At 68.9% G+C, this 19,326-nt stretch carries 20 protein-coding genes and 1 riboswitch; of the genes, 13 read left to right on the forward strand and 7 right to left on the reverse strand.

The features are described 5' to 3' along the window. Window positions 1–70 precede the first annotated feature (70 nt). Window positions 71–1,879 carry an allophanate hydrolase gene (atzF, locus tag IGS68_RS23150; protein ID WP_247881034.1) on the reverse strand — a complete coding sequence of 603 codons (1,809 nt, stop codon included), beginning with the start codon at window positions 1,877–1,879 and terminating at the stop codon, window positions 71–73. A 274-nt stretch (window positions 1,880–2,153) separates the two neighbouring features. Between atzF and IGS68_RS23155 the strand changes: the two genes are divergently transcribed. The 8 genes from IGS68_RS23155 (at window position 2,154) to IGS68_RS23190 (ending at window position 9,004) form a co-directional block, all read left to right on the forward strand. Next, complete coding sequence (locus tag IGS68_RS23155) at window positions 2,154–3,284, forward strand: BMP family ABC transporter substrate-binding protein (protein WP_201074397.1); 1,131 nt, start codon at window positions 2,154–2,156, stop codon at window positions 3,282–3,284. 14 nt (window positions 3,285–3,298) lie between these two features. Then, complete coding sequence (locus IGS68_RS23160; RefSeq protein WP_201074399.1) at window positions 3,299–4,402, forward strand: ABC transporter permease; 1,104 nt, start codon at window positions 3,299–3,301, stop codon at window positions 4,400–4,402. A 4-nt stretch (window positions 4,403–4,406) separates the two neighbouring features. Continuing rightward, window positions 4,407–5,327 carry an ABC transporter permease gene (locus tag IGS68_RS23165; protein WP_158047196.1) on the forward strand — a complete coding sequence of 307 codons (921 nt, stop codon included), beginning with the start codon at window positions 4,407–4,409 and terminating at the stop codon, window positions 5,325–5,327. After that, window positions 5,324–6,001: a biuret amidohydrolase gene (biuH, locus tag IGS68_RS23170; RefSeq protein ID WP_201074401.1), complete on the forward strand. Its 678-nt coding sequence runs from the start codon at window positions 5,324–5,326 to the stop codon at window positions 5,999–6,001. The genes IGS68_RS23165 and biuH overlap by 4 nt, the downstream gene beginning before the upstream one ends. A gap of 10 nt (window positions 6,002–6,011) precedes the next feature. Continuing rightward, complete coding sequence (locus IGS68_RS23175) at window positions 6,012–7,544, forward strand: ABC transporter ATP-binding protein (RefSeq protein WP_201074403.1); 1,533 nt, start codon at window positions 6,012–6,014, stop codon at window positions 7,542–7,544. A 2-nt stretch (window positions 7,545–7,546) separates the two neighbouring features. Continuing rightward, on the forward strand, window positions 7,547–8,224 hold the full coding sequence (locus tag IGS68_RS23180) for a cysteine hydrolase family protein (protein ID WP_201074405.1): 678 nt from the start codon (window positions 7,547–7,549) through the stop codon (window positions 8,222–8,224). Between the two features lie 264 nt (window positions 8,225–8,488). Next, window positions 8,489–8,692, forward strand: coding sequence for an XRE family transcriptional regulator (locus IGS68_RS23185; protein ID WP_201074407.1), 204 nt, complete (start codon window positions 8,489–8,491; stop codon window positions 8,690–8,692). Window positions 8,693–8,707: 15 nt separating this feature from the next. Beyond that, entirely contained in the window at window positions 8,708–9,004 is a 297-nt protein-coding gene (locus IGS68_RS23190; RefSeq protein WP_201074415.1) for a hypothetical protein, read from the forward strand. Window positions 9,005–9,023: 19 nt separating this feature from the next. On the opposite strand, the gene gcvPB is transcribed toward IGS68_RS23190, so the two are convergent. The 4 genes from gcvPB to gcvT are packed head-to-tail and all read right to left on the reverse strand — an operon-like array spanning window position 9,024 to window position 13,435. Next, on the reverse strand, window positions 9,024–10,616 hold the full coding sequence (gene gcvPB / locus IGS68_RS23195) for an aminomethyl-transferring glycine dehydrogenase subunit GcvPB (RefSeq protein ID WP_201074417.1): 1,593 nt from the start codon (window positions 10,614–10,616) through the stop codon (window positions 9,024–9,026). Then, window positions 10,613–11,962 (reverse strand): aminomethyl-transferring glycine dehydrogenase subunit GcvPA, encoded by a 1,350-nt coding sequence (gene gcvPA, locus IGS68_RS23200; RefSeq protein WP_201074419.1) that lies wholly within the window; start codon window positions 11,960–11,962, stop codon window positions 10,613–10,615. Before gcvPA ends, gcvPB begins: the two co-directional genes overlap by 4 nt. Continuing rightward, window positions 11,962–12,339, reverse strand: coding sequence for a glycine cleavage system protein GcvH (gene gcvH / locus IGS68_RS23205; protein WP_201074421.1), 378 nt, complete (start codon window positions 12,337–12,339; stop codon window positions 11,962–11,964). Before gcvH ends, gcvPA begins: the two co-directional genes overlap by 1 nt. Window positions 12,340–12,391: 52 nt before the next feature. Next, window positions 12,392–13,435 carry a glycine cleavage system aminomethyltransferase GcvT gene (gcvT, locus tag IGS68_RS23210; RefSeq protein WP_371821917.1) on the reverse strand — a complete coding sequence of 348 codons (1,044 nt, stop codon included), beginning with the start codon at window positions 13,433–13,435 and terminating at the stop codon, window positions 12,392–12,394. A gap of 262 nt (window positions 13,436–13,697) precedes the next feature. Continuing rightward, window positions 13,698–13,795: riboswitch (glycine riboswitch) on the reverse strand. A 91-nt stretch (window positions 13,796–13,886) separates the two neighbouring features. On the opposite strand from gcvT, the gene IGS68_RS23215 reads away from it, so the two are divergent. Further along, complete coding sequence (locus IGS68_RS23215; protein WP_201074425.1) at window positions 13,887–14,762, forward strand: AEC family transporter; 876 nt, start codon at window positions 13,887–13,889, stop codon at window positions 14,760–14,762. 102 nt (window positions 14,763–14,864) lie between these two features. After that, complete coding sequence (locus IGS68_RS23220; protein WP_201074427.1) at window positions 14,865–15,452, forward strand: DUF2889 domain-containing protein; 588 nt, start codon at window positions 14,865–14,867, stop codon at window positions 15,450–15,452. Window positions 15,453–15,462: 10 nt separating this feature from the next. On the opposite strand, the gene IGS68_RS23225 is transcribed toward IGS68_RS23220, so the two are convergent. Together IGS68_RS23225 and IGS68_RS23230 are read right to left on the reverse strand one after the other, a co-directional pair. Beyond that, the gene (locus IGS68_RS23225) at window positions 15,463–15,903 is read right to left on the reverse strand and encodes a ribbon-helix-helix domain-containing protein (protein WP_247881036.1); all 441 of its coding nucleotides are present in this window, start codon (window positions 15,901–15,903) and stop codon (window positions 15,463–15,465) included. Window positions 15,904–16,139: 236 nt separating this feature from the next. After that, the gene (locus tag IGS68_RS23230) at window positions 16,140–16,436 is read right to left on the reverse strand and encodes a BolA family protein (protein ID WP_201074429.1); all 297 of its coding nucleotides are present in this window, start codon (window positions 16,434–16,436) and stop codon (window positions 16,140–16,142) included. A gap of 112 nt (window positions 16,437–16,548) precedes the next feature. Between IGS68_RS23230 and IGS68_RS23235 the strand changes: the two genes are divergently transcribed. The 3 genes from IGS68_RS23235 to cobS all read left to right on the forward strand — a co-directional run bounded on the left by IGS68_RS23235 (window position 16,549) and on the right by cobS (window position 19,290). After that, window positions 16,549–17,541: a DMT family transporter gene (locus IGS68_RS23235; protein WP_247881037.1), complete on the forward strand. Its 993-nt coding sequence runs from the start codon at window positions 16,549–16,551 to the stop codon at window positions 17,539–17,541. Window positions 17,542–17,597: 56 nt separating this feature from the next. After that, entirely contained in the window at window positions 17,598–18,194 is a 597-nt protein-coding gene (locus IGS68_RS23240) for a J domain-containing protein (protein ID WP_201074431.1), read from the forward strand. A 97-nt stretch (window positions 18,195–18,291) separates the two neighbouring features. Beyond that, a complete protein-coding gene (gene cobS, locus IGS68_RS23245) occupies window positions 18,292–19,290 on the forward strand; it encodes a cobaltochelatase subunit CobS (RefSeq protein ID WP_201074438.1) in 999 nt (332 codons plus the stop codon). Window positions 19,291–19,326: the final 36 nt, after the last annotated feature.

Below are 19,326 nucleotides of genomic sequence, written 5' to 3' on the forward strand. Positions count from 1 at the left end.
GGCTCCGTGTTGCGGCACCGGAAGCCGTTGCGCAAGTCCGGAATGTGACGACGACTGGTTTTATCGCCGTTCAGGCGCGCGCCGCCACGTAGGCCCGCCAGCCGCCGTGACGGGAGATATCCTCCGCCTCCCGGGTGGCCCAGGCCTCGCACAGGAACCCTTTCACCGGCCCGATCCCGTCGATCAGCACCGTGCCGATGCCGAGCGGCGCCTTGACCGTGGACATGAAGCGGGCGAAGCCGGCGTCCGGCACCGACCACAGTTCGCCCTCGATCGCATACCCCTCCTCCGGCCCGACGCGCAGCAGGCCGGGCCGCGCCGGCGCCATGCCGGTCAGGGCGAACAGGCGGTAGAGCGGCTCGGTCCGGACCGCTGCGACCTTGCGGGCGCCCAGCGCCACCAGCTCGCCGTTCAGGGGCATGCCCTCCATGTGACCGCCGACCACCGCCACCAGCGTTCCCTCCTGCGGGGGAGCCTCGGCCGGCCGGTCCGGCAGGGGAGCGCCGGTGGCGCCCAGGGTCAGCCCGGCGGCACGCTGCCAGCGGCTGCCCAGCGCGGCCAGCGCCCGGTCGCGTCCGGCGGGCGCGATCAGCGTGACGCCGAGCGGCAGGCCCAGGGGTCCGAAGCCGTTCGGCAGGGCGATGGCGGAGAGGTCCAGCAGGTTGGTGAAGTTGGTGTAGGCGCCCAGGTTGGTGTTGAGCGCCACCGGGTCGGCCTCCAGCTGGTCGACCGTGTAGATGGTTCCGGCCGTCGGCACCAGCAGCACGTCGATCTCCCGCCAGGCCCGGCCGGCCGCCCCGCGGAGCTCCTCCAGCCGGTACATCGCGCGGAAGGCATCGACCGCGCTGTACCGATCCGCGGACTGGATGATGCGCCGGGTGACGGGATGAACGCTCTCCGGCCGGTCGCGCAGGAACGTCTCGACCGCGGCCATCCGCTCGGCCACCCAGGGGCCGCTGTAGAGCAGGTCCGCGGTCTCCCGGAACGGGGTGAAGTCGATCGTGACCGCCTGCCCGCCCAGGCCCGACAGGCGCTCGACGGCGTCGGCGAAGAGCTGTGCCGCCGCCTCGTCGCCGAAGAAACGCAGGTCCTCGGCGCGCGGCACCCCGAAGCGGAAGCGCTCGGGCAGCGCCGCGTCCCCCACGGCGCGCGAATAGGGATCGTCGGGATCGAACCCGCGGGCGACCTCGAACACGGCCGCCGCGTCGGCCGCGGTCAGGGCGAAGATGGACACGCAGTCGAGCGACCGGCAGGCCGGCACGACGCCCGACGTGCCGAGGGCTCCGCGCGTCGGCTTCAGGCCCACGATGTTGTTGAAGGCCGCCGGCACCCTGCCCGACCCCGCCGTGTCGGTCCCAAGGGAAAAGCCGACCAGCCCCGAGGAGACCGCCACCGCCGAGCCGGAGCTGGAGCCGCCCGGAATGTAGCGGGCGTCGAACGGGTTGCGCGGGACGCCGTAGGGCGAGCGGACGCCGACCAGGCCGGTCGCGAACTGGTCCAGGTTGGTCTTGCCGACCAGCACGGCCCCCGCCTCGAGCAGCCGCTTCACCACGGGTGCCGTCGCTTTCGGCAGGTAGGCGAAATCGGGGCAGGCCGCCGTGGTCGGCATCCCCGCCACGTCGATGTTGTCCTTGACCGCGAAGGGAATGCCGAAGAGCGGCAGCCGGGCGGCTTCGTCGCGGCCCAGCCCGTCCAGTTCCCGGGCACGCCGCCGCAGGTCGGCCGGGTCGCAGCGGGAGATCCAGACATGATCGTCGCCGGCCGCCTCGATCCGTCGCAGGACGGCCTCCACGACGGCGGCGACCGTCAGGGTGCCGCCCGCATATCCGTCGCTCAGGGTGGCCAGGTCAAAGCTTCCGATTCCGTCGTCCCCGTGCATCGTCATCCCTCCCGATCGGCTCCGTATGCGATCATGCATACAGCAAGCCAGAAGAATAATCATTATTTTACAATGTCTTGCAGCGCGCTCATTCGCTCCCTGAACGCATCTGCCTAAATTTTATCCCGACAGGCCCGCGTGCGCACAAGGCTTATGCAGGTTACGGCCGTCACCGCCGGCGGAAACCCGCAGCCGGGCGGTCTATGACCCTTGGTATAAGGCTTGCACGGCCCTGGCCATCAAACGAATGAAAATTCCTGGATGGAGGGTTCTGATGACGGTGAATCAGGGCATTTCACGTCGCACGGCTCTGGGCGTCCTTGCGGGCGCCGCTGCGGGAACCGCGCTCTCGGGCTTCTCGCCGTTCTCACGGGCCCTCGCCGCCAAGAAGCTGATGGTCGGCTTCATCTATGTCGGCCCGCGCGACGACTTCGGCTACAACCAGGCCCATGCGGAGGCCGCCGCCGCGCTCCGCTCCCTGAGCGGCATCAAGGTCGTCGAGGAGGAGAAGGTCGCCGAGACCCTCGACGTCCAGAAGACCATGGAAAGCATGATCAACCTGGACGGCGCCGAACTGGTCTTCCCGACCTCCTTCGGCTATTTCGACCCGCACATGCTGAAGGTGGCGCAGAAATATCCCGACGTGGAGTTCCGCCACTGCGGCGGCATGTTCAAGGCCGGCACCCATCCCGCCAACACCGGCAGCTATTTCGGCTATATCGACGAGGGCCAGTATCTCAACGGCGTCGCCGCCGGCCACGCGACCAGGTCGAAGAAGCTGGGCTTCGTCGCGGCCAAGCCGATCCCGCAGGTCCTGCGCAACATCAACGCCTTCACGCTCGGCGCCCGCTCGGTCGATCCGTCCATCACCACCCAGGTGATCTTCACCGGCGATTGGTCCATGCCGGTCAAGGAGGCGGAGGCGACCAACGGCCTGGTGAACGCCGGCGTGGACGTGGTGACCTGCCACGTGGACAGCCCCAAGGTCGTGGTCGAGACCGCCGAGCGGCGCGGCGCCTATACCTGCGGCTACCATGCCAACCAGGCGCCGCTGGCCCCCAAGGGCTACCTGACCGGGGCGGAGTGGAACTGGATCACCGTCTACAAGGACTTCGTGACCAAGGCCCAGGCGGGCGAGAAGCCGGGCCAGTTCGTCCGCGGCGGCCTGAAGGAGGGCTTCATCAAGACCTCCGCCTACGGACCGGCGGTCAGCCCCGAGTCCAGGGCGGCCGGCGAGGCGATCAAGGCCAAGATGATGGCGGGCGACTTCCCGATCTTCGCCGGCCCGATCCGCAGCAACGCCGGGGCGGAGGTCATCCCCGCCGGCAAGACCTACGGCCAGACCGACCTTTGGCTCGAAGGGATGGACTGGCTGGCCGAGGGCGTCGTCGGCTCGACCTCCTGAGGAGGGCCGGGACGATGGTCAACCAGACCGCCCGGCTGCCGGGCGCCGCCGCGCCGCCCTTCGGCAGCCTCCCCCTCGATGCGATACGCAGCGCCGCCGAAGCGGTCCTGATCCCGGTCGGCGCCCTGCTCGCCACGGCGGTCTTGTTCGGGATCTTCGTGGCGCTGGCCGGCGCCGATCCGTTCGAGACCTTCGAGCTGATGTACCGGGGCGCCTTCGGCACCTGGTTCTCCTGGCAGAACACGCTCCAGCGGACGGCGCCGCTTCTTCTGACCGCCCTGTGCGTGGCCCTGCCGGCGCGCCTCGGCCTCGTCATCATCGGCGGCGAGGGGGCGCTGGTGATCGGCGGGTTGTGCGCCGCCGCCGCCGGGATGGCGATGGCGGGAACGCCGCCCTGGCTGCTGCTCGGCGTCATGGCGCTGGCCGGCATGGCGGCGGGCGGCGCCTGGATCGCGCTGGCCGGCGCGCTCCGCCAGTTCCGCGGAGTCAACGAGACGATCTCCAGCCTGCTGCTGGCCTATATCGCGATCGCCCTGATGAACCACATGGTCGAAGGACCCTTGCGCGATCCGGCCAGCCTCAACAAGCCGTCCACCCCGCCGCTGGGGGAATCCTCCATGATCGGGTCGATGCCCGGCCTGGACGTCCACTGGGGGCTGGCGTTCGGCCTGGTCGCCTGCGTCGCCGCCTATGTGCTGATGCAGCGGACCACCTTCGGCTTCGGCGCCCGGATGGTCGGCGGCAATGTCCGGGCCGCCCGCATGGCCGGACTGTCGGTGGCGAAGCTGACCCTGGTCACCTGCTTCCTGGCGGGCGCCGCCGCCGGGCTGGCCGGCATGGTCGAGGTGGCGGCGGTGCATGGCAGCGCCAACGCCTCGCTGGTCGCGGGCTACGGCTACACCGGCATCCTGATCGCCTTCATCGCCCGGCAGAACCCGCTGGCGGTGATCCCGGTGGCCCTGATGTTCGGCGGCATCGCCGCCAGCGGCGGGCTGCTCCAGCGCCGGCTGGACCTGCCCGACGCCACCATCCTGGTGCTCCAGGGCATCGCCTTCGTCATGATCCTGGCCAGCGACACGCTCTATGGCCGGTTCCGCATCTTCCAGCCGAGGGGGTGACGCCATGGAGGATCTCGGCTGGTGGGGCGTGGCGCTGGCGGTGCTGGCGGGCGCCATCCGGGTCAGCACCCCCTTCCTGTTCGTCAGCCTGGGCGAACTGCTGACGGAGAAGAGCGGGCGGATCAACCTGGGCCTTGAAGGCACGCTGGTGATGGGCGCCATGAGCGCCTACGCCGTCTCGTACATGACCGGCTCGCCCTGGGCGGGCGTGCTGGTGGCGGGCCTGGCCGGCGCCCTGTTCGGCCTGCTCCACGCCGCCATATGCAGCCTGCCACGAGTCAACGACATCGCGGTCGGCATCGCGCTGATGCTGCTGGGCACGGGACTGGCCTTCTTCCTGGGCAAGCCCTTCATCCAGCCGCAGGCGCCGATCCTGCCGGCGATCGACCTGGGCTGGTGGAGCGATCTGCCGCAGGTCCGCTCGGCCCTCCAGATCAACGTGCTGTTCATCCTGGGGCTGGTGCTGGCGCCCTTCCTGCTGTGGGTGCTGACCAACACCCGCTGGGGCCTGATCGTCAGGACGGTCGGGGACAGCGCCGACGCCGCCCGGGCCATGGGCTATCCGGTCGATCTGGTCCGGGGGGCGGCGACCATGGCCGGCGGCTTCCTCGCCGGGATCGGCGGGTCGTTCCTGTCGCTCTACTATCCCGGAAGCTGGAACGAGGGCCTGTCCAGCGGCCAGGGGCTGATGGCCGTGGCGCTGGTCATCTTCGCCCGCTGGCACCCGATCCGCTGCCTGGGCGCGGCCCTGCTGTTCGGCGGCGCCGGTGCGCTCGGCCCCGCTCTCCAGTCGGTCGGGGTGACGCAGGGATACTACCTGTTCAACGCGGCGCCCTACCTGCTGACCCTGGTCATCATGATCGCGACCTGCTCGCCGACCCGCACCCTGGCCGGCGCGCCGGGCGAACTGAGTATCACCAAATGACGCACATCGACTCCGATCCCTATCCCTGGCCCTATGACGGCGACCTGCGGCCGGCCAACACGGCGCTGATCGTGATCGACATGCAGACCGACTTCTGCGGCAAGGGCGGCTATGTGGACGCCATGGGTTACGACCTGTCGCTGACCCGCGCCCCGATCGAGCCGATCGGCCGAGTGCTGGCGGCCATGCGGCGCGGCGGCTTCACGGTCTTCCATACCCGCGAGGGGCACCGGCCCGACCTCGCCGACCTGCCGGAGAACAAGCGCTGGCGCTCCCGGCGGATCGGCGCCGGGATCGGCGATCCGGGGCCGTGCGGACGCATCCTGGTGCGCGGCGAGCCCGGCTGGGAGATCATCCCGGAGCTTGCCCCCGAACCGGGCGAGCCGGTCATCGACAAGCCGGGCAAGGGCAGCTTCTGCGCCACCGACCTGGACCTGATGCTGCGCCAACGCGGCATCCGCAACATCGTCCTGACCGGCATCACGACGGATGTCTGCGTCCACACCACCATGCGCGAGGCCAACGACCGCGGCTACGAATGCCTGCTGCTGGAGGACTGCTGCGGCGCCACCGACCGGGGCAACCACGAGGCGGCGATCCGCATGGTCAAGATGCAGGGCGGCGTGTTCGGCGCGGTCGCCCGCTCCGACGATCTGCTGGGGGTCTTATCATGAGGTATGGGCCATGAGCTTCCTCCGCACCCATCGTAACGGCGCCCTCGGCCTGGAGGCCGTCGGCATGACCAAGCGCTTCGGCGGGCTCGCAGCCCTGGACGACGTGTCGCTGCGGGTCTCCGCCGGCAGCTTCCACGCGCTTCTGGGCGAGAACGGGGCCGGCAAGAGCACGCTGGTCAAATGCGTCATGGGCTATTACCACGCCGATCAGGGTCAGATCGCCGTCGGCGAGACGGAGCGGTCCATCGCCAACCCGCGCGATGCCCACGCGCTGGGCGTCGGCATGGTCTACCAGCATTTCACCCTGGTCCCCGGCATGACCGTGGCGGAGAACCTGGTGCTGTCGCGCACGCACGTGCCGGCCGTGGTGGACTGGGCGGCGGAGATCAGGGCGCTGGACGCTTTCATGGCCGGGATGCCGTTCCGGGTGCCGCTGGACGTGCCGGTGTCGGCCCTGGCGGCGGGAGAGAAGCAGAAGCTGGAGATCCTGAAGCAGCTCTACCTGAAGAACCGCTTCCTGATCCTGGACGAGCCGACCTCCGTCCTGACGCCCGGCGAGGCCGACGAGGTGCTGGGCCTGCTGCGCCGGATGACCCGGGAGGGCCGGCTGACGGTCCTGACCATCACCCACAAGTTCCGCGAGGTGATGGCCTATGCGGACGAGGTGACGGTGCTGCGCCGGGGCCGCTTCGCCGGGACCGGCAAGGTCGCGGACCTGACCCCCGCCGACATGGCGGAGATGATGATCGGCGCCAAGGAGATCCCCAAGGGCGCCGCCCGCCTGAGCACCGACCTGGGCGAGCCGCGCCTCCGGATCGCCGGGCTGAAGGCGCTGGGCGACGGCGGCCTCCCCGCGGTCGAGGGCCTGGACCTGACGGTCCGTGCCGGGGAGATCGTCGGCATCGCCGGCGTCTCGGGCAACGGCCAGCGCGAGCTGGTCGAGGTGCTGGCCGGCCAGCGCCCTCCCGCCGCCGGGGAGATCCATGTCTGCGGCGAGCGCTACGCCGCGACCCGCGCCGAGATGAAGCGCCACCGCCTGTGCCTGCTGCCGGAGGAGCCGCTGCGCAACGCCTGCGTCGCCCGCATGAGCGTGGCGGAGAACATGTCGTTCCGCAACTTCGACGACCCGCCCTATGCCCGCGGCGGCTGGTGGCTGAACGGCGGCGCCATGCGCGGGGCCGCGCGCGAGCTGATCCAGCTCTACAAGGTCAAGACGCCCGGCCCCGACGCCGCGATCGGCACCCTGTCCGGCGGCAACGTCCAGCGCGCCGTGCTGGCCCGCGAACTGGCCCGTGATGTTCGGGTGCTGATCGTCGCCAATCCCTGCTTCGGCCTGGACTTCGCCGCGGTCGCCGACATCCGCTCGCAGATCATGCAGGCCCGCAACCGGGGCGCCGCCGTGCTGCTGGTCAGCGAGGACCTGGACGAGCTGTTCGAACTGGCCGACCGGATCTGCGTGATGTTCGACGGGCACCTGGTCCACGAGACGCCGACCGGACAGGCCGACATCGGCGTGATCGGGCAGCACATGGCGGGGCATTGACCATGACCGATGTCCTGACGATACCGACCGCCAAGCCCTACCCCTTCGCCTTTCCCCCCGCCCGCACCGCGCTGGTCATCATCGACATGCAGCGCGACTTCATCGAGCCCGGCGGCTTCGGCGAGGCCCTGGGCAACGACGTGACGCCTCTGGCGGCCCTGGTGCCCCATGTCCGCCGCCTGCTCGACGGCTGCCGGGCGGCCGGCTTGACCATCATCCACACCCGGGAGGCGCATGAGCCGGACCTGTCGGACTGCCCGCCGGCGAAGCGTCTGCGCGGCTCCTCCGACCTGCGGATCGGCGACGAAGGACCGATGGGGCGCATCCTGGTCAAGGGGGAGCCGGGCAACGCCATCGTGGACGACCTCGCCCCGCTGCCGGGAGAGATCGTGATCGACAAGCCCGGCAAGGGCGCCTTCTACGCCACGCGGCTCGGCGAGATCCTGGCCGAGCGCGGCATCACCCACCTGCTGTTCGCGGGCGTCACGACGGAGGTGTGCGTCCAGACCACCATGCGAGAAGCCAACGACCGCGGCTTCGAATGCCTGCTGGTCGAGGACGCGACGGAAAGCTACTTCCCCGCCTTCAAGCAGGCGACGCTGGAGATGGTCCGCGCGCAGGGGGCGATCGTGGGATGGACGGCCGAGGTGGACGAGGTTATGGGGGCGTTGGCGCGGTGAAAGCTCAAAGGTATTTGGCCACAGATACACGCAGATAAACCCAGATGAATATTTGATCTTCGGATCAATGAAATGACGGCTTGCGTCAATGATCGATTTTTATCTGGGTTTATCTGCGTGCATCTGCGGCCAAACCTTACCGCCTCCCCACTGCTCCACCTCTGGCGCTCAGCGCAGTACGCGCCAAGCTCTGGCCTTGAGTTTATGCCAGCTTGAACATACTTTGACGTCTGTAAGGTTTATGGAAGCTAGCATCAAGCCATCATGGCGACGCCGCACACCCCGACCTTGGCCCGCGTGGAGCAAGGCGATCCCGCCGTGTCGTTCGGCATCTATGCGTCGGTGATGCAGGCGTTGGGATTGATCGGCGGGCTGGGCGACTTGGCGGCCGACGACCAGCTTGGCGAGGATCTGGAGAACGAGCGGCTGCCCAAGCGTGTCCGGCCGAGAAAGGCGCTCCTGGAATGAGCGGGAGCGAGATTGATGTTCATGCCGACCTGGGCCCTACATCCGGGTCCGACTTCGACTCGACCGAACTGTTCCTGCTCCATCGAACTGGCTCTTGAGAATGCCGGGTATCTCGGCCTGTCCCCGTCCGGGGCCAACGCGATCGTCCGCGAGGTTGCCTCCGCGACTTCGCGATGGCGAACCGTCGCCGCGTCCCTGGGCGTCAAGCCGTCGGAGATCGACCGCATGGAAACCGCGTTCGAGCATGGCGAACTACGGCTTGCGCTGAACGCCGGGAACATCCATCCCGTTCCCGGCGCTCCGCCCTCCTGAGCGGGGGATGGGCGGAAGATTACTCCGCCGCCTCCCGCTGCTCCACTTCCGGCACCCAGCGCAGCACCGGCTTGCGGGCCGCGCCCGTTTCGTCCAGGCGTCTCCGCGGCGTCATCCGCGGGGCACCGAGGAAGTGGTCGGCGTCGCCGGACTTGGCGCGCTCGGCAAGGCCGCGCATCACGCGGATGAAGGCGTCCAGGCTCTGCTTGCTCTCGGTCTCGGTCGGCTCGATCAGGAAGGCGCCGTGGACGACCAGCGGGAAATACATGGTCATGGGGTGGTAGCCCTCGTCGATCATCGCCTTGGCGAAGTCGAGCGTGGTCACCCCGGTGCCCTTGAGGAAGCGGTCGTCGAACAGCGCCTCGTGCATGCACGGCCCCTCGAACGACGGCGTCATCACGTCGCCCAGGCTCGCCATCACGTAGTTGGCGTTGAGCACGGCGTCGGAGGCCACCTGCCGCAACCCGTCGGCGCCGTGGCTCAGGATATAGGCCAACGCCCGCACGAACATGCCCATCTGCCCGTGGAAGCCCTTCAGCCGGCCGAACTCCTTGCCGGTGGAGTCCTCGTCCGCACCGCTCTCGACCAGGGAGAAGCCGTCCGGGCCGTGGACCACGTAGGGCAAGGGCACGAACTTCGCCAGCGCGTCGGACAGTACGACCGGACCGCTGCCCGGGCCGCCGCCGCCGTGGGGCGTGGAGAAGGTCTTGTGCAGGTTGATGTGCATCGCGTCGATGCCGAGGTCGGCGGGACGGACCCGGCCGACGATGGCGTTGAAGTTGGCGCCGTCGCAGTAGAAATAGGCGCCGGCCGCATGCACCGCTTCCGCGATCTCGACGATGTCGCGCTCGAACAGCCCGCAGGTGTTCGGGTTGGTCAGCATGATCGCGGCGACGTCGTCGCCCAGCTTGGACTTCAGCGCCTCGACATCGACCCGGCCGGTGGCGTCGGCCGGGATCGCGTCCACGGTGAAGCCGCAGGCGGCGGCCGTCGCCGGGTTGGTGCCGTGCGCGGATTCGGGGACCAGCACGCGGCGGCGCTGGCTGGTGCCGCCGTCGCGGTCCTCGATGGCGGCGCGGATCGACATCATGCCGCACAGCTCGCCGTGGGCTCCGGCCGCCGGCGACATGGCGACGGCCGGCATGCCGGTCAGCGTCTTCAGCCAGTGGGCCAGCGTGTCGATCAATTCCAGCGCGCCCTGCACCGTCCGCTCCGGCTGGAGCGGGTGGATGTCGCTGAAGCCCGGCAGGCGGGCCAGCTTCTCGTTCAGGCGCGGGTTGTGCTTCATGGTGCACGATCCCAGCGGATAGAGCCCGCTGTCGATCGCGTAGTTCTTCTGGGACAGCCGGGTATAGTGACGGATCACCTCGGGCTCGCTGAGGCCGGGCAGGCCGATCCGCCCGCGCTCCCGCACTTGGCCTAAGCGGCTCTTGACGGCGGGCGGCTCCGGCAGGTCCACGCCGGTGGTGCCGGGGCTGTCCTGCTCGAAGATCAGGGGTTCTTCCAGCATCAGCGCGCGGTTGCCGCTGATGGTGCCGGCCGCGGCGGAAGCCGCTCCGCCGCCCTCGACGCCCAGCGCGTCGATGTGGGTCTTGCGTCCCTGGGTGTTCATGACAGTGCTTCCTTCAGGCCGGAGGCCAGGGCATCCATGTCGGCGTCGGTGTTGGTCTCGGTCGCGGTCACCAGCAGCAGGTCGGCCAGGGCCTCGTCGCCGGGATAAAGGCGGGAAACCGGGACGCCGCCGAGGATGCCGGCCTTGGCCAGCTTGTTGACCACCTTCGCGGCGGGCTTCTTCAGGCGGACGGCGAACTCGTTGAAGAAGCTGTCGCTGACCACCTCGACGCCCTTCAGCGAGTCCAGCCTGTCGGCGAGTTGCACCGCCTTGGCATGGTTCAGCCGGGCCAGGCGCGTGAAACCTTCCTCGCCCAGCAGGCTCATGTGGATCGTGAAGGCCAGCGCGCACAGACCGCTGTTGGTGCAGATGTTGCTGGTCGCCTTCTCGCGCCGGATATGCTGCTCGCGGGTGGACAGCGTCAGCACCCAGCCGCGCCGGCCCTCGGCATCGACGGTCTGGCCGGTCAGGCGGCCGGGCATGTGGCGGACATACTTGTCGCGCGTCGCGAACAGGCCGACATAGGGCCCGCCGAAGTTCAAGGCGTTGCCGATCGACTGCCCCTCGGCCACGACGATGTCGGCGCCCATCTCGCCCGGCGGCGTCAGCAGCCCCAGCGAGACGACCTCCGCGACCGCGACGATCAGCAGCGCGCCCTTGGCGTGGACCGCGGCGGCCAGGTCGGTCAGGTCGCGCACCTGCCCGAAGAAGCCCGGGTTCTGCACCACGACGCAGGAGGTCTTGTCGTCGATAAGGGCCGCCAGGTCTTCCTTCCCCTCCGGGTCGGCGGGGGCCGTCACCACCTCGAACCCGTGGAAGCGGGCGTTGGTGGCCGTCACGTCGCGGTAGTGCGGGTGGAGGCTGCCGGACAGCACGGCGCGGCTGCGCCGGGTCACCCGGTTCGCCATCATCACCGCCTCGGCGCAGGAGGTGGCGCCGTCATAGAGCGAGGCGTTCGCCACGTCCATGCCGGTGATCAGGGCCACCTGGGTCTGGAACTCGAACAGGTACTGGAGCGTGCCCTGGGTGACCTCCGGCTGGTAGGGCGTGTAGGAGGTCAGGAACTCGCCGCGCTGGATCAGGTGATCGACCGCCGCGGGCACGTGGTGGCGGTAGGCCCCGGCGCCCAGGAAGCTGGGCACGCTGCCGGCGGCCACGTTCTTCGCCGCCATGGCGGCGATCGTCCGCTCGACCTCCATCTCCCCGGCATGGGGGGCGAGGCCGTCGATCGGCGCCTCCAGCCGGGCCGACTCCGGCACGTCGCGGAACAGGCTGTCGACCGAGGGCACGCCGATGGTGGCGAGCATCGACCGGCGGTCGGCCTCGGTCAGGGGCAGGTAACGCATCAGCTCAGGCCCTCGCAGTATTCCTGGTAGGCCGCCTCGTCCATCAGGTCGTCCAGGTCGGACTGGTTCTCGAGGCGCAGCTTGACGAACCAGCCCTCCCCCATGGGGTCGCGGTTGACCAGGGAAGGGTCGTCGGCCAGCGCCTCGTTGACCTCGACCACGTCGCCGGCAACCGGCGCGTAGACCTCGCTGGCGGCCTTGACCGACTCGACCACGGCGGCTTCCTTGCCGGCGACGACGTTGCGGCCGATCTCGGGCAGTTCGACAAACACCACGTCGCCCAGCTGCTTCTGGGCATAGTCGGAGATGCCGACGGTGGCGACGTCGCCCTCGACGCGGATCCACTCGTGGTCCTTGGTGAACTTGATGGTGCTCATGGCGGATATCCCGGAATTGAAAACCTGAGAAGAAGGACGGCCGGAGAAACGCTTATCCCCGGTAATAACGCTGGGCGACGAAGGGCATCTCGGCGACCCTGGCCGGAATCGCCTTGCCCCGGACCATCAGGTTGACCGGCGTGCCCGGTGCCGCGGCCGACACCGCGACGTAGCCCATCGCGACCGGGCCGTTGACGCTGGGGCCGAAGCCGCCGCTGGTCACCTCGCCGATCGGGGCGCCCGAGGCGTCGGTGATCGGGGCATGCTCGCGGGCGGGCGCACGGCCGTCCGGGCGGATGCCGACCCGCCGGCGCGCGGTGCCGTCGGCGAGCTGGCCCAGGATCACATCGGCGCCGGGGAAGCCGCCTTCGGCGCGGCGGCGCTTGCCGATGACCCAGTTCAGGCCGGCCTCCACAGGGGTGGTCGTGGTATCGATGTCATGGCCGTATAGGCACAGCCCGGCCTCGAGCCGCAGCGAGTCGCGCGCTCCCAGGCCGATCGCCTCGACCTCGGACTCGGCCAGCAGCAGGCGGGCGACGGTGTCGGCCAGCACGTCGGGCATCGAGATCTCGTAGCCGTCCTCGCCGGTGTAGCCGGAGCGGGTGATCAGCACGGCCACGCCGCGGAAGTCGGCTTCGATCGCGGTCATGAACCGCATGGACGCGGCCTCGGGCACGAACCGGGCCAGCACCTCGGCGGCCTGCGGCCCCTGCAGCGCCAGCAGCGCGCGGTCGGCCAGGTACTCGACCGCGATCCGGTCGCCGATATGGCGGCGCAGATGGGCGACGTCGGCCTGCTTGCAGGAGGCGTTGACGACCAGGAACAGGTGGTCGCCCATGTTGGTGATCATCAGGTCGTCCAGGACGCCGCCCTGCTCGTTGGTGAACAGGCTGTAGCGCATCCGCCCCTGCCCCAGCGCCTGGACGTCGCCGGGAACCAGCGTCTCCAGCGCCGCCGCGGCGCCCTCGCCGATCAGGCGGACCTGACCCATGTGCGAGACGTCGAACAGCCCGGCGGCCGACCGGGTGTGGAGATGTTCCTTGAGGATACCGAGGGGATACTGGACCGGCATGTCGTAGCCGGCGAAGGGCACCATCTTGGCGCCCAATTCCACATGCAGGGCGTGGAGCGGCGTCGTGAGCAGGGGGGCGTCACCGCCAGTTGAGTCACTCCCAGCTGAATTACTCAAGGAACATTTCCTCCGACAGAATCCCATTCCGCGCGAACGGCGCGGTCACGGCCCCCTCTGTCGCGGACCTGAGAGATTCACCGGCGCACCCTTCGGCGGGACCGGCTTACTCCTTCGGTGAGGCTTGCCCGAGTCGGATCCACCGACCGGCATCCTGCTTTCCAGAGTGCTTCCCTCTGCGGTCCTTTTGCCTGAGAGTTTCCGGGGGCGGTTGCTCCTTCGGCGCCACCGGGACGAACGCCCGGCGATCTCTCCCGCGAGAGGTCTTCAGCATGTGTACCTAAGCTAACGGGTGCGGTGCGAAAGTCAACGCACGTCTGCCGTTTCCCCTGCCGCATCCGCGCAGTATAGAGCCTCCATGATCCTTCAGTTCATCCATGTGGTCTGGCCGATCTTCGCGTGCGCCGGGCTGGGCTGGCTATGGCAGCGCCTGGGCCAGCCGTTCGACGAGAAGTCGATCTCGGCCCTGGTGGCCTATCTGGGCGTGCCCAGCCTGCTGCTGACCTCCCTGTCGAAGACCGAGGTGCGGCTCGACGTGCTGCTGGAGACGCTGCTCGCCGGCAGCCTCGCGCTGGCGCTCTGCGCCGCCGCCGGGGCCGCGGCGCTGAAGCTGGCGCGGCTGCCGGTGCGGCCCTACCTGCCCTCGATCATCCATCCCAACACCGGCAACCTCGGCCTGCCGATCGTCTTCTTCGCCCTGGGCGAGCCGGCGATGCCCTACGCCATCGCCTTCTCCACCCTGGTCCAGATCAGCCATTTCACGGTGGGCGTCGGGCTCGCCTCCGGCCAGATGTCGTGGCGCACCGTGCTCGTCTCGCCGCCGCTCTATTCGCTGGCGGTCGCGCTGGCGCTGATCGGCACCGGCACGCCGCTGCCCCGGTGGGTGCTGGACGTCACGGGCCTGCTCGGCGGGCTGACCGTTCCGCTGATGCTCCTGCTGCTGGGCGGGTCGCTGGGAAAGCTGAAGCTGTACCGGCTGGGCCGGCCGGCGGCGCTGTCCTGCCTCCGCGTCGGGCTGGGGCTGGCGGCCGGCCTTGCCGTGTCGAAGGCCCTGGGCCTGGACCCGCTGCCGGCGGGGGTGCTGGTCATCCAGTGCGCGATGCCGGTCGCCGTCTTCAGCTATCTGTTCGCCGTCCGCTACAACGGCCCGGCGGACGAGGTCGCCGGCATGATCCTGATCTCCACCCTGCTGGCGCTGGCGGCCCTGCCCTTGATCCTGCTGGCCGCGGCGTGACGGGACATCGCAGGCATTCCGGCGCCGCGCTTGACCCCCCGGGGCGCAGGACCGATATTCGATGACTGGTTTACGTATACGTAACATAGAGCACAGGTCCAGATGCCGCTTTCAGCACCCGCCCCGCGCGAGCATATCCATACCCGCCGGGTGACCTGCCGGGGCTTCCGCCGGGCCGACGGGCTGTGGGACATCGAGGGCCATATCACCGACGTCAAGACATACCCGTTCGAGAACGATTTCCGCGGCCCGATCGAGCCGGGCGATCCCATCCACGACATGTGGATCCGGCTGACGGTGGACGACCGGTTCGAGGTGAAGGCGGTCGAGGCGGTGACCGACAAGAGCCCATACGGGGTATGCCCGGCGATCACGCCGAACTTCCAGCGGCTGGTCGGATTGCGGATCCGGTCCGGGTGGACCCAGAAGGTCAAGGAGTTGCTGGGCGGCGTCGAGGGCTGCACCCATCTGGTGGAACTGCTGGGGCCGGTCGCCACGACGGCGTTCCAGACGATCTTCCCCGTGCTGGCGCGCGAACGGGCGCGGGGCGGGTCGGTGGACGGCGACTCGCCGTCCGCTCCCGCCGCGCGCAAACGCCCGCCGCTGCTGCTCGACACCTGCCACGCCTTCCGGAGCGACGGCGAGGTCACCCGGAAACAATGGCCGGAATACTATACCGGCAACGACTGAACCCCGGCGATCACTCGGCGGCGTCCGGCGTCTCGAACGGCGTCTGGTGGAACGGTTCGCCTTGCCCGTGGGAGGCCCGGGCATGTCCCTCCTCGGTGGCGGCCGCCCGGAAATAGGCCAGCGCGAAGACCCGGATCGCGGCGGTCAGGGACGTGGCCGGCTCCTTCCGCTCGTTGATCTGGGTGCACAGCGTGTGGATGGTGATCCGCTCGCGCCGGCATATGTCGTACAGGGCGTCCCACATGAAGGGTTCGAGCCGGCAGCTGGTCCGGTGCCCCGCGACGGTGACGTTCCGGCTGACCAGCGTGCTCGGCTTCATGGCCGCCTCCAGGCGCGGTGCGCCGGGTCCCTCGCCGTCCGTTGCGAATTCGGCGGGCTGGTTGTCGCGAGCGCCCGCCGGTTCGGAGGCGACCTCTGGCGCCGGGGCGGCTAGCGCCTGATCAGAATGCATTCGGTGAATCCCTCTCAATCGATCCTACGGAATGCGCCGCCGTCCGATCGACAGGGATCCTCGAAAAACCCATATCAGCCGAATGGTTGCGCAGGTGTGACTTTACGCACTTTCGAGGTAATTTCAACCAATGTCATATACCCTTTGGAAGATATTTCTTCATTACTGCTATCGCTCTGGTTGCTCTTGTATGCAGTCTTCCGCTGCCTGCATCCAGGGGACTTCACCTTGGCGGATCAGGCATCCTCCGCGGGGGTCAGTGTCCTGAGGCTCAGGGCGTGGACCCGCTCCCGCAGCTCGTCCGCGACGGCCTCGTAGACCAGGCGCTGGCGGGCGACGCGGGACTTCCCGTCGAAGGCGTCCGACACGATCAGGACGTTGAAATGGGTTTCGCCCAGGGGATCCGCGCCGGCATGGCCGGCATGGCGGTGGGAGTCATCGACGATTTCCAGCCGACTCGGGCGGAAAGCCTCGGTCAGCTTGGTACGCATGCGGGTCGCGTAGTCCCCGGACTGGGTCGCCGTGCTGGTCATCTTGAAACCGCCTTGCCGATGGGGCTGTTGAGGTGCGTGGTGCGGCGGATGCAGCATCGCCGCCCCTCGAAAAGTGCTATCGTCCCCTTCCCGCTGTCAAGGAAGCCCCTGATTGTCAGATCCCGGTTCCACCCGGCCCGCCCTTTCCTCCCCGGGTTCCCCGTCCGATACCGCAGGGGCCGGCACGGCCGGGACCGGGGCGAGCGCCACCGTCTCGGCCCGAAGCGCCTACCTGCTGCTCGCGACCGTCATCGTTCTCTGGGGGATCAACTGGCCGGTGATGAAGCTCGGCCTGGCCGACATCCCGCCCATGACCTTCGCCGTGATCCGGATGGTGCTGGGCGCGCTCTGCATGTTCGGCGTGCTGGCGGTGCGCGGCGGCATCCGCCTGCCGGACCGCCATGACCTGCCGATCGTGCTGTCGGTCGGGCTGCTCCAGATGGGGGCGTTCCTGGCGCTGGTGACGGTGGCGCTCCAGTTCGTGCCGGCCGGCCGGTCGTCGATCCTGGCCTACACCACTGCCCTGTGGGTCGTGCCGGGCGCCGCGCTGTTCCTGGGCGAGCGGCTGGGCGGCCGGCGCCTGGTCGGGTTCCTGCTCGGCATGGCGGGCGTGGCGGTGATGTTCAACCCGGCGGCGTTCGACTGGACCGACCGCGACGTCCTGATCGGCAACGGCCTGCTGATGGTTGCGGCGCTGGCCTGGGCAGCCCAGATCATACAGGTGCGCGGCCACACCTGGCATGCGTCGCCCCTTCAACTCGCGCCCTGGCAGTTCACGGTCGCGGCGGTGACCCTGCTGCCGTTCGCGGTCCTCCTGGATGCCGGCAAACCCATCGATTGGACCGCGCAATTGGCCGCGGTCCTGTTCTACAATGCGCCGATCGCCACGGCGTTCTGCTTCTGGGCGGTGGTCACGGTCAACCGTGCCCTGCCCGCCATCACCACCTCGCTGGGCACGCTCGGCGTACCGGTCGCGGGCGTCATCGCCTCGGCCGCGATGCTGGGGGAACCGGTGACGCTGACCAACCTGACGGGACTGGTGCTGATCCTCGGGGGACTGGCCTGGCTGGCCCTCGCCGACCGCAGGCCGTCCGGCAACCGATAGCCGCGCTGCGAGCGGGGATGCTTGCCAGCGCTTCAACCTCTGACCATACTTTTCCGATGCACAAGAACCGTGTCCAATACTCGACCCGTTTTTCCGAGGAGGCGCCGCCGGCGACCCGCTGCTGCGACATGCCCACATGCTCGGCCGCGGGCGAGTACAGGGCGCCTAAGGGCCGCGAGCGCCTGAACGAATATTTCTGGTTCTGCCTGGAGCACGTGCGCGAGTACAACAAGGCGTGGGACTATTACGCCGGCATGTCGGAGCGCGAGATCGAGCGGCACGTCCGCAGCGACGTGACATGGCAGCGGCCGACCTGGCCGATGGGCTTCTGGCGCACCCGCGAGCGGACGATGCACGAGGAGGCGATGCGCCAGTACGGCTTCCGCGACGCCGGCGACGGGGCCGGCGCCCGGGGGAACGGCCGCAACGGCCATGCCGACGGCGCCGCCAACCGGATGCGCACCCCGGAGGAGGAGGCGCTGGCCGACCTCGACCTGGAGCCGCCGGTGGACTTCGCGCGGATCAAGGCCAGATACCGGGAACTCGCCAAGATCCACCATCCCGACATCAATGGTGGCGACAAGACCGCGGAGGAGACGTTAAAACGGATAAACAGGGCCTACTCGGTACTGAAAACCAGCTACGGGGCCTGAGACGGCTTCCTCCGGATCCTCGGCAAGGGGGATCCTCCGCACGATAGAACCGGCGCCCGAGCCGTCCACCCAACCGATGAATGAAGCGACAGACACTATGGCCTCCGAAACGACACAACAATCAGCGCTGACCGGCTCGCTCCCGGACATCAAGGTCTCCGTCCGGCAGACTTTCGGGATCGACAGCGACCTCCAGGTTCCCGCCTTCAGCGCCAACTCCGAGCATGTGCCGGACGTGGACGACACCTACCGGTTCGACCACGACACCACGCTCGCGATCCTGGCCGGCTTCGCCTACAACAGGCGGGTGATGGTCCAGGGCTATCACGGCACCGGCAAGTCGACCCATATCGAGCAGGTCGCCGCCCGCCTGAACTGGCCCTGCATCCGGATCAACCTGGACAGCCACATCAGCCGCATCGACCTGATCGGCAAGGACGCCATCGTGCTGCGCGACGGCATGCAGGTGACCGAGTACCGCGAGGGCATCCTGCCCTGGGCGCTCCAGCATCCCTGCGCGATCGTGTTCGACGAGTACGACGCCGGCCGCCCCGACGTCATGTTCGTGATCCAGCGCGTGCTGGAGGTCGAGGGCAAGCTGACCCTGCTCGACCAGAACCGCGTGATCCGGCCGCACCCGGCGTTCCGCCTGTTCGCGACCGCCAACACCGTGGGCCTGGGCGACACCACCGGCCTGTACCACGGCACCCAGCAGATCAACCAGGGCCAGATGGACCGCTGGAACATCGTCGCCACGCTCAACTACCTGCCGCACGACGACGAGGTGAAGATCGTCGCGGCCAAGGTCCAGGGCTACGACGACGAGAAGGGGCGCCAGCAGATCGCGGCCATGGTCCAGTTGGCCGACCTGACGCGCGCAGGATTCATGTCGGGCGACATCTCGACCGTCATGTCGCCCCGCACGGTCATCACCTGGGCCGAGAACGCCAAGATCTTCAACGACATCCCGTTCGCGTTCCGGATCACCTTCCTGAACAAGTGCGACGAGGTGGAGCGATCGACCGTGGCCGAGTACTACCAGCGCTGCTTCGGCACCGAGCTTCCGGAGACCGGGGTCCGCGCCAACCTGGCGTAAGGAAGACGGGGGCGCCGATCCGAGGGTCGGGTGAGG

The organism is Skermanella sp. TT6 (assembly GCF_016653635.2).
Lineage (GTDB): Bacteria > Pseudomonadota > Alphaproteobacteria > Azospirillales > Azospirillaceae > Skermanella > Skermanella cutis.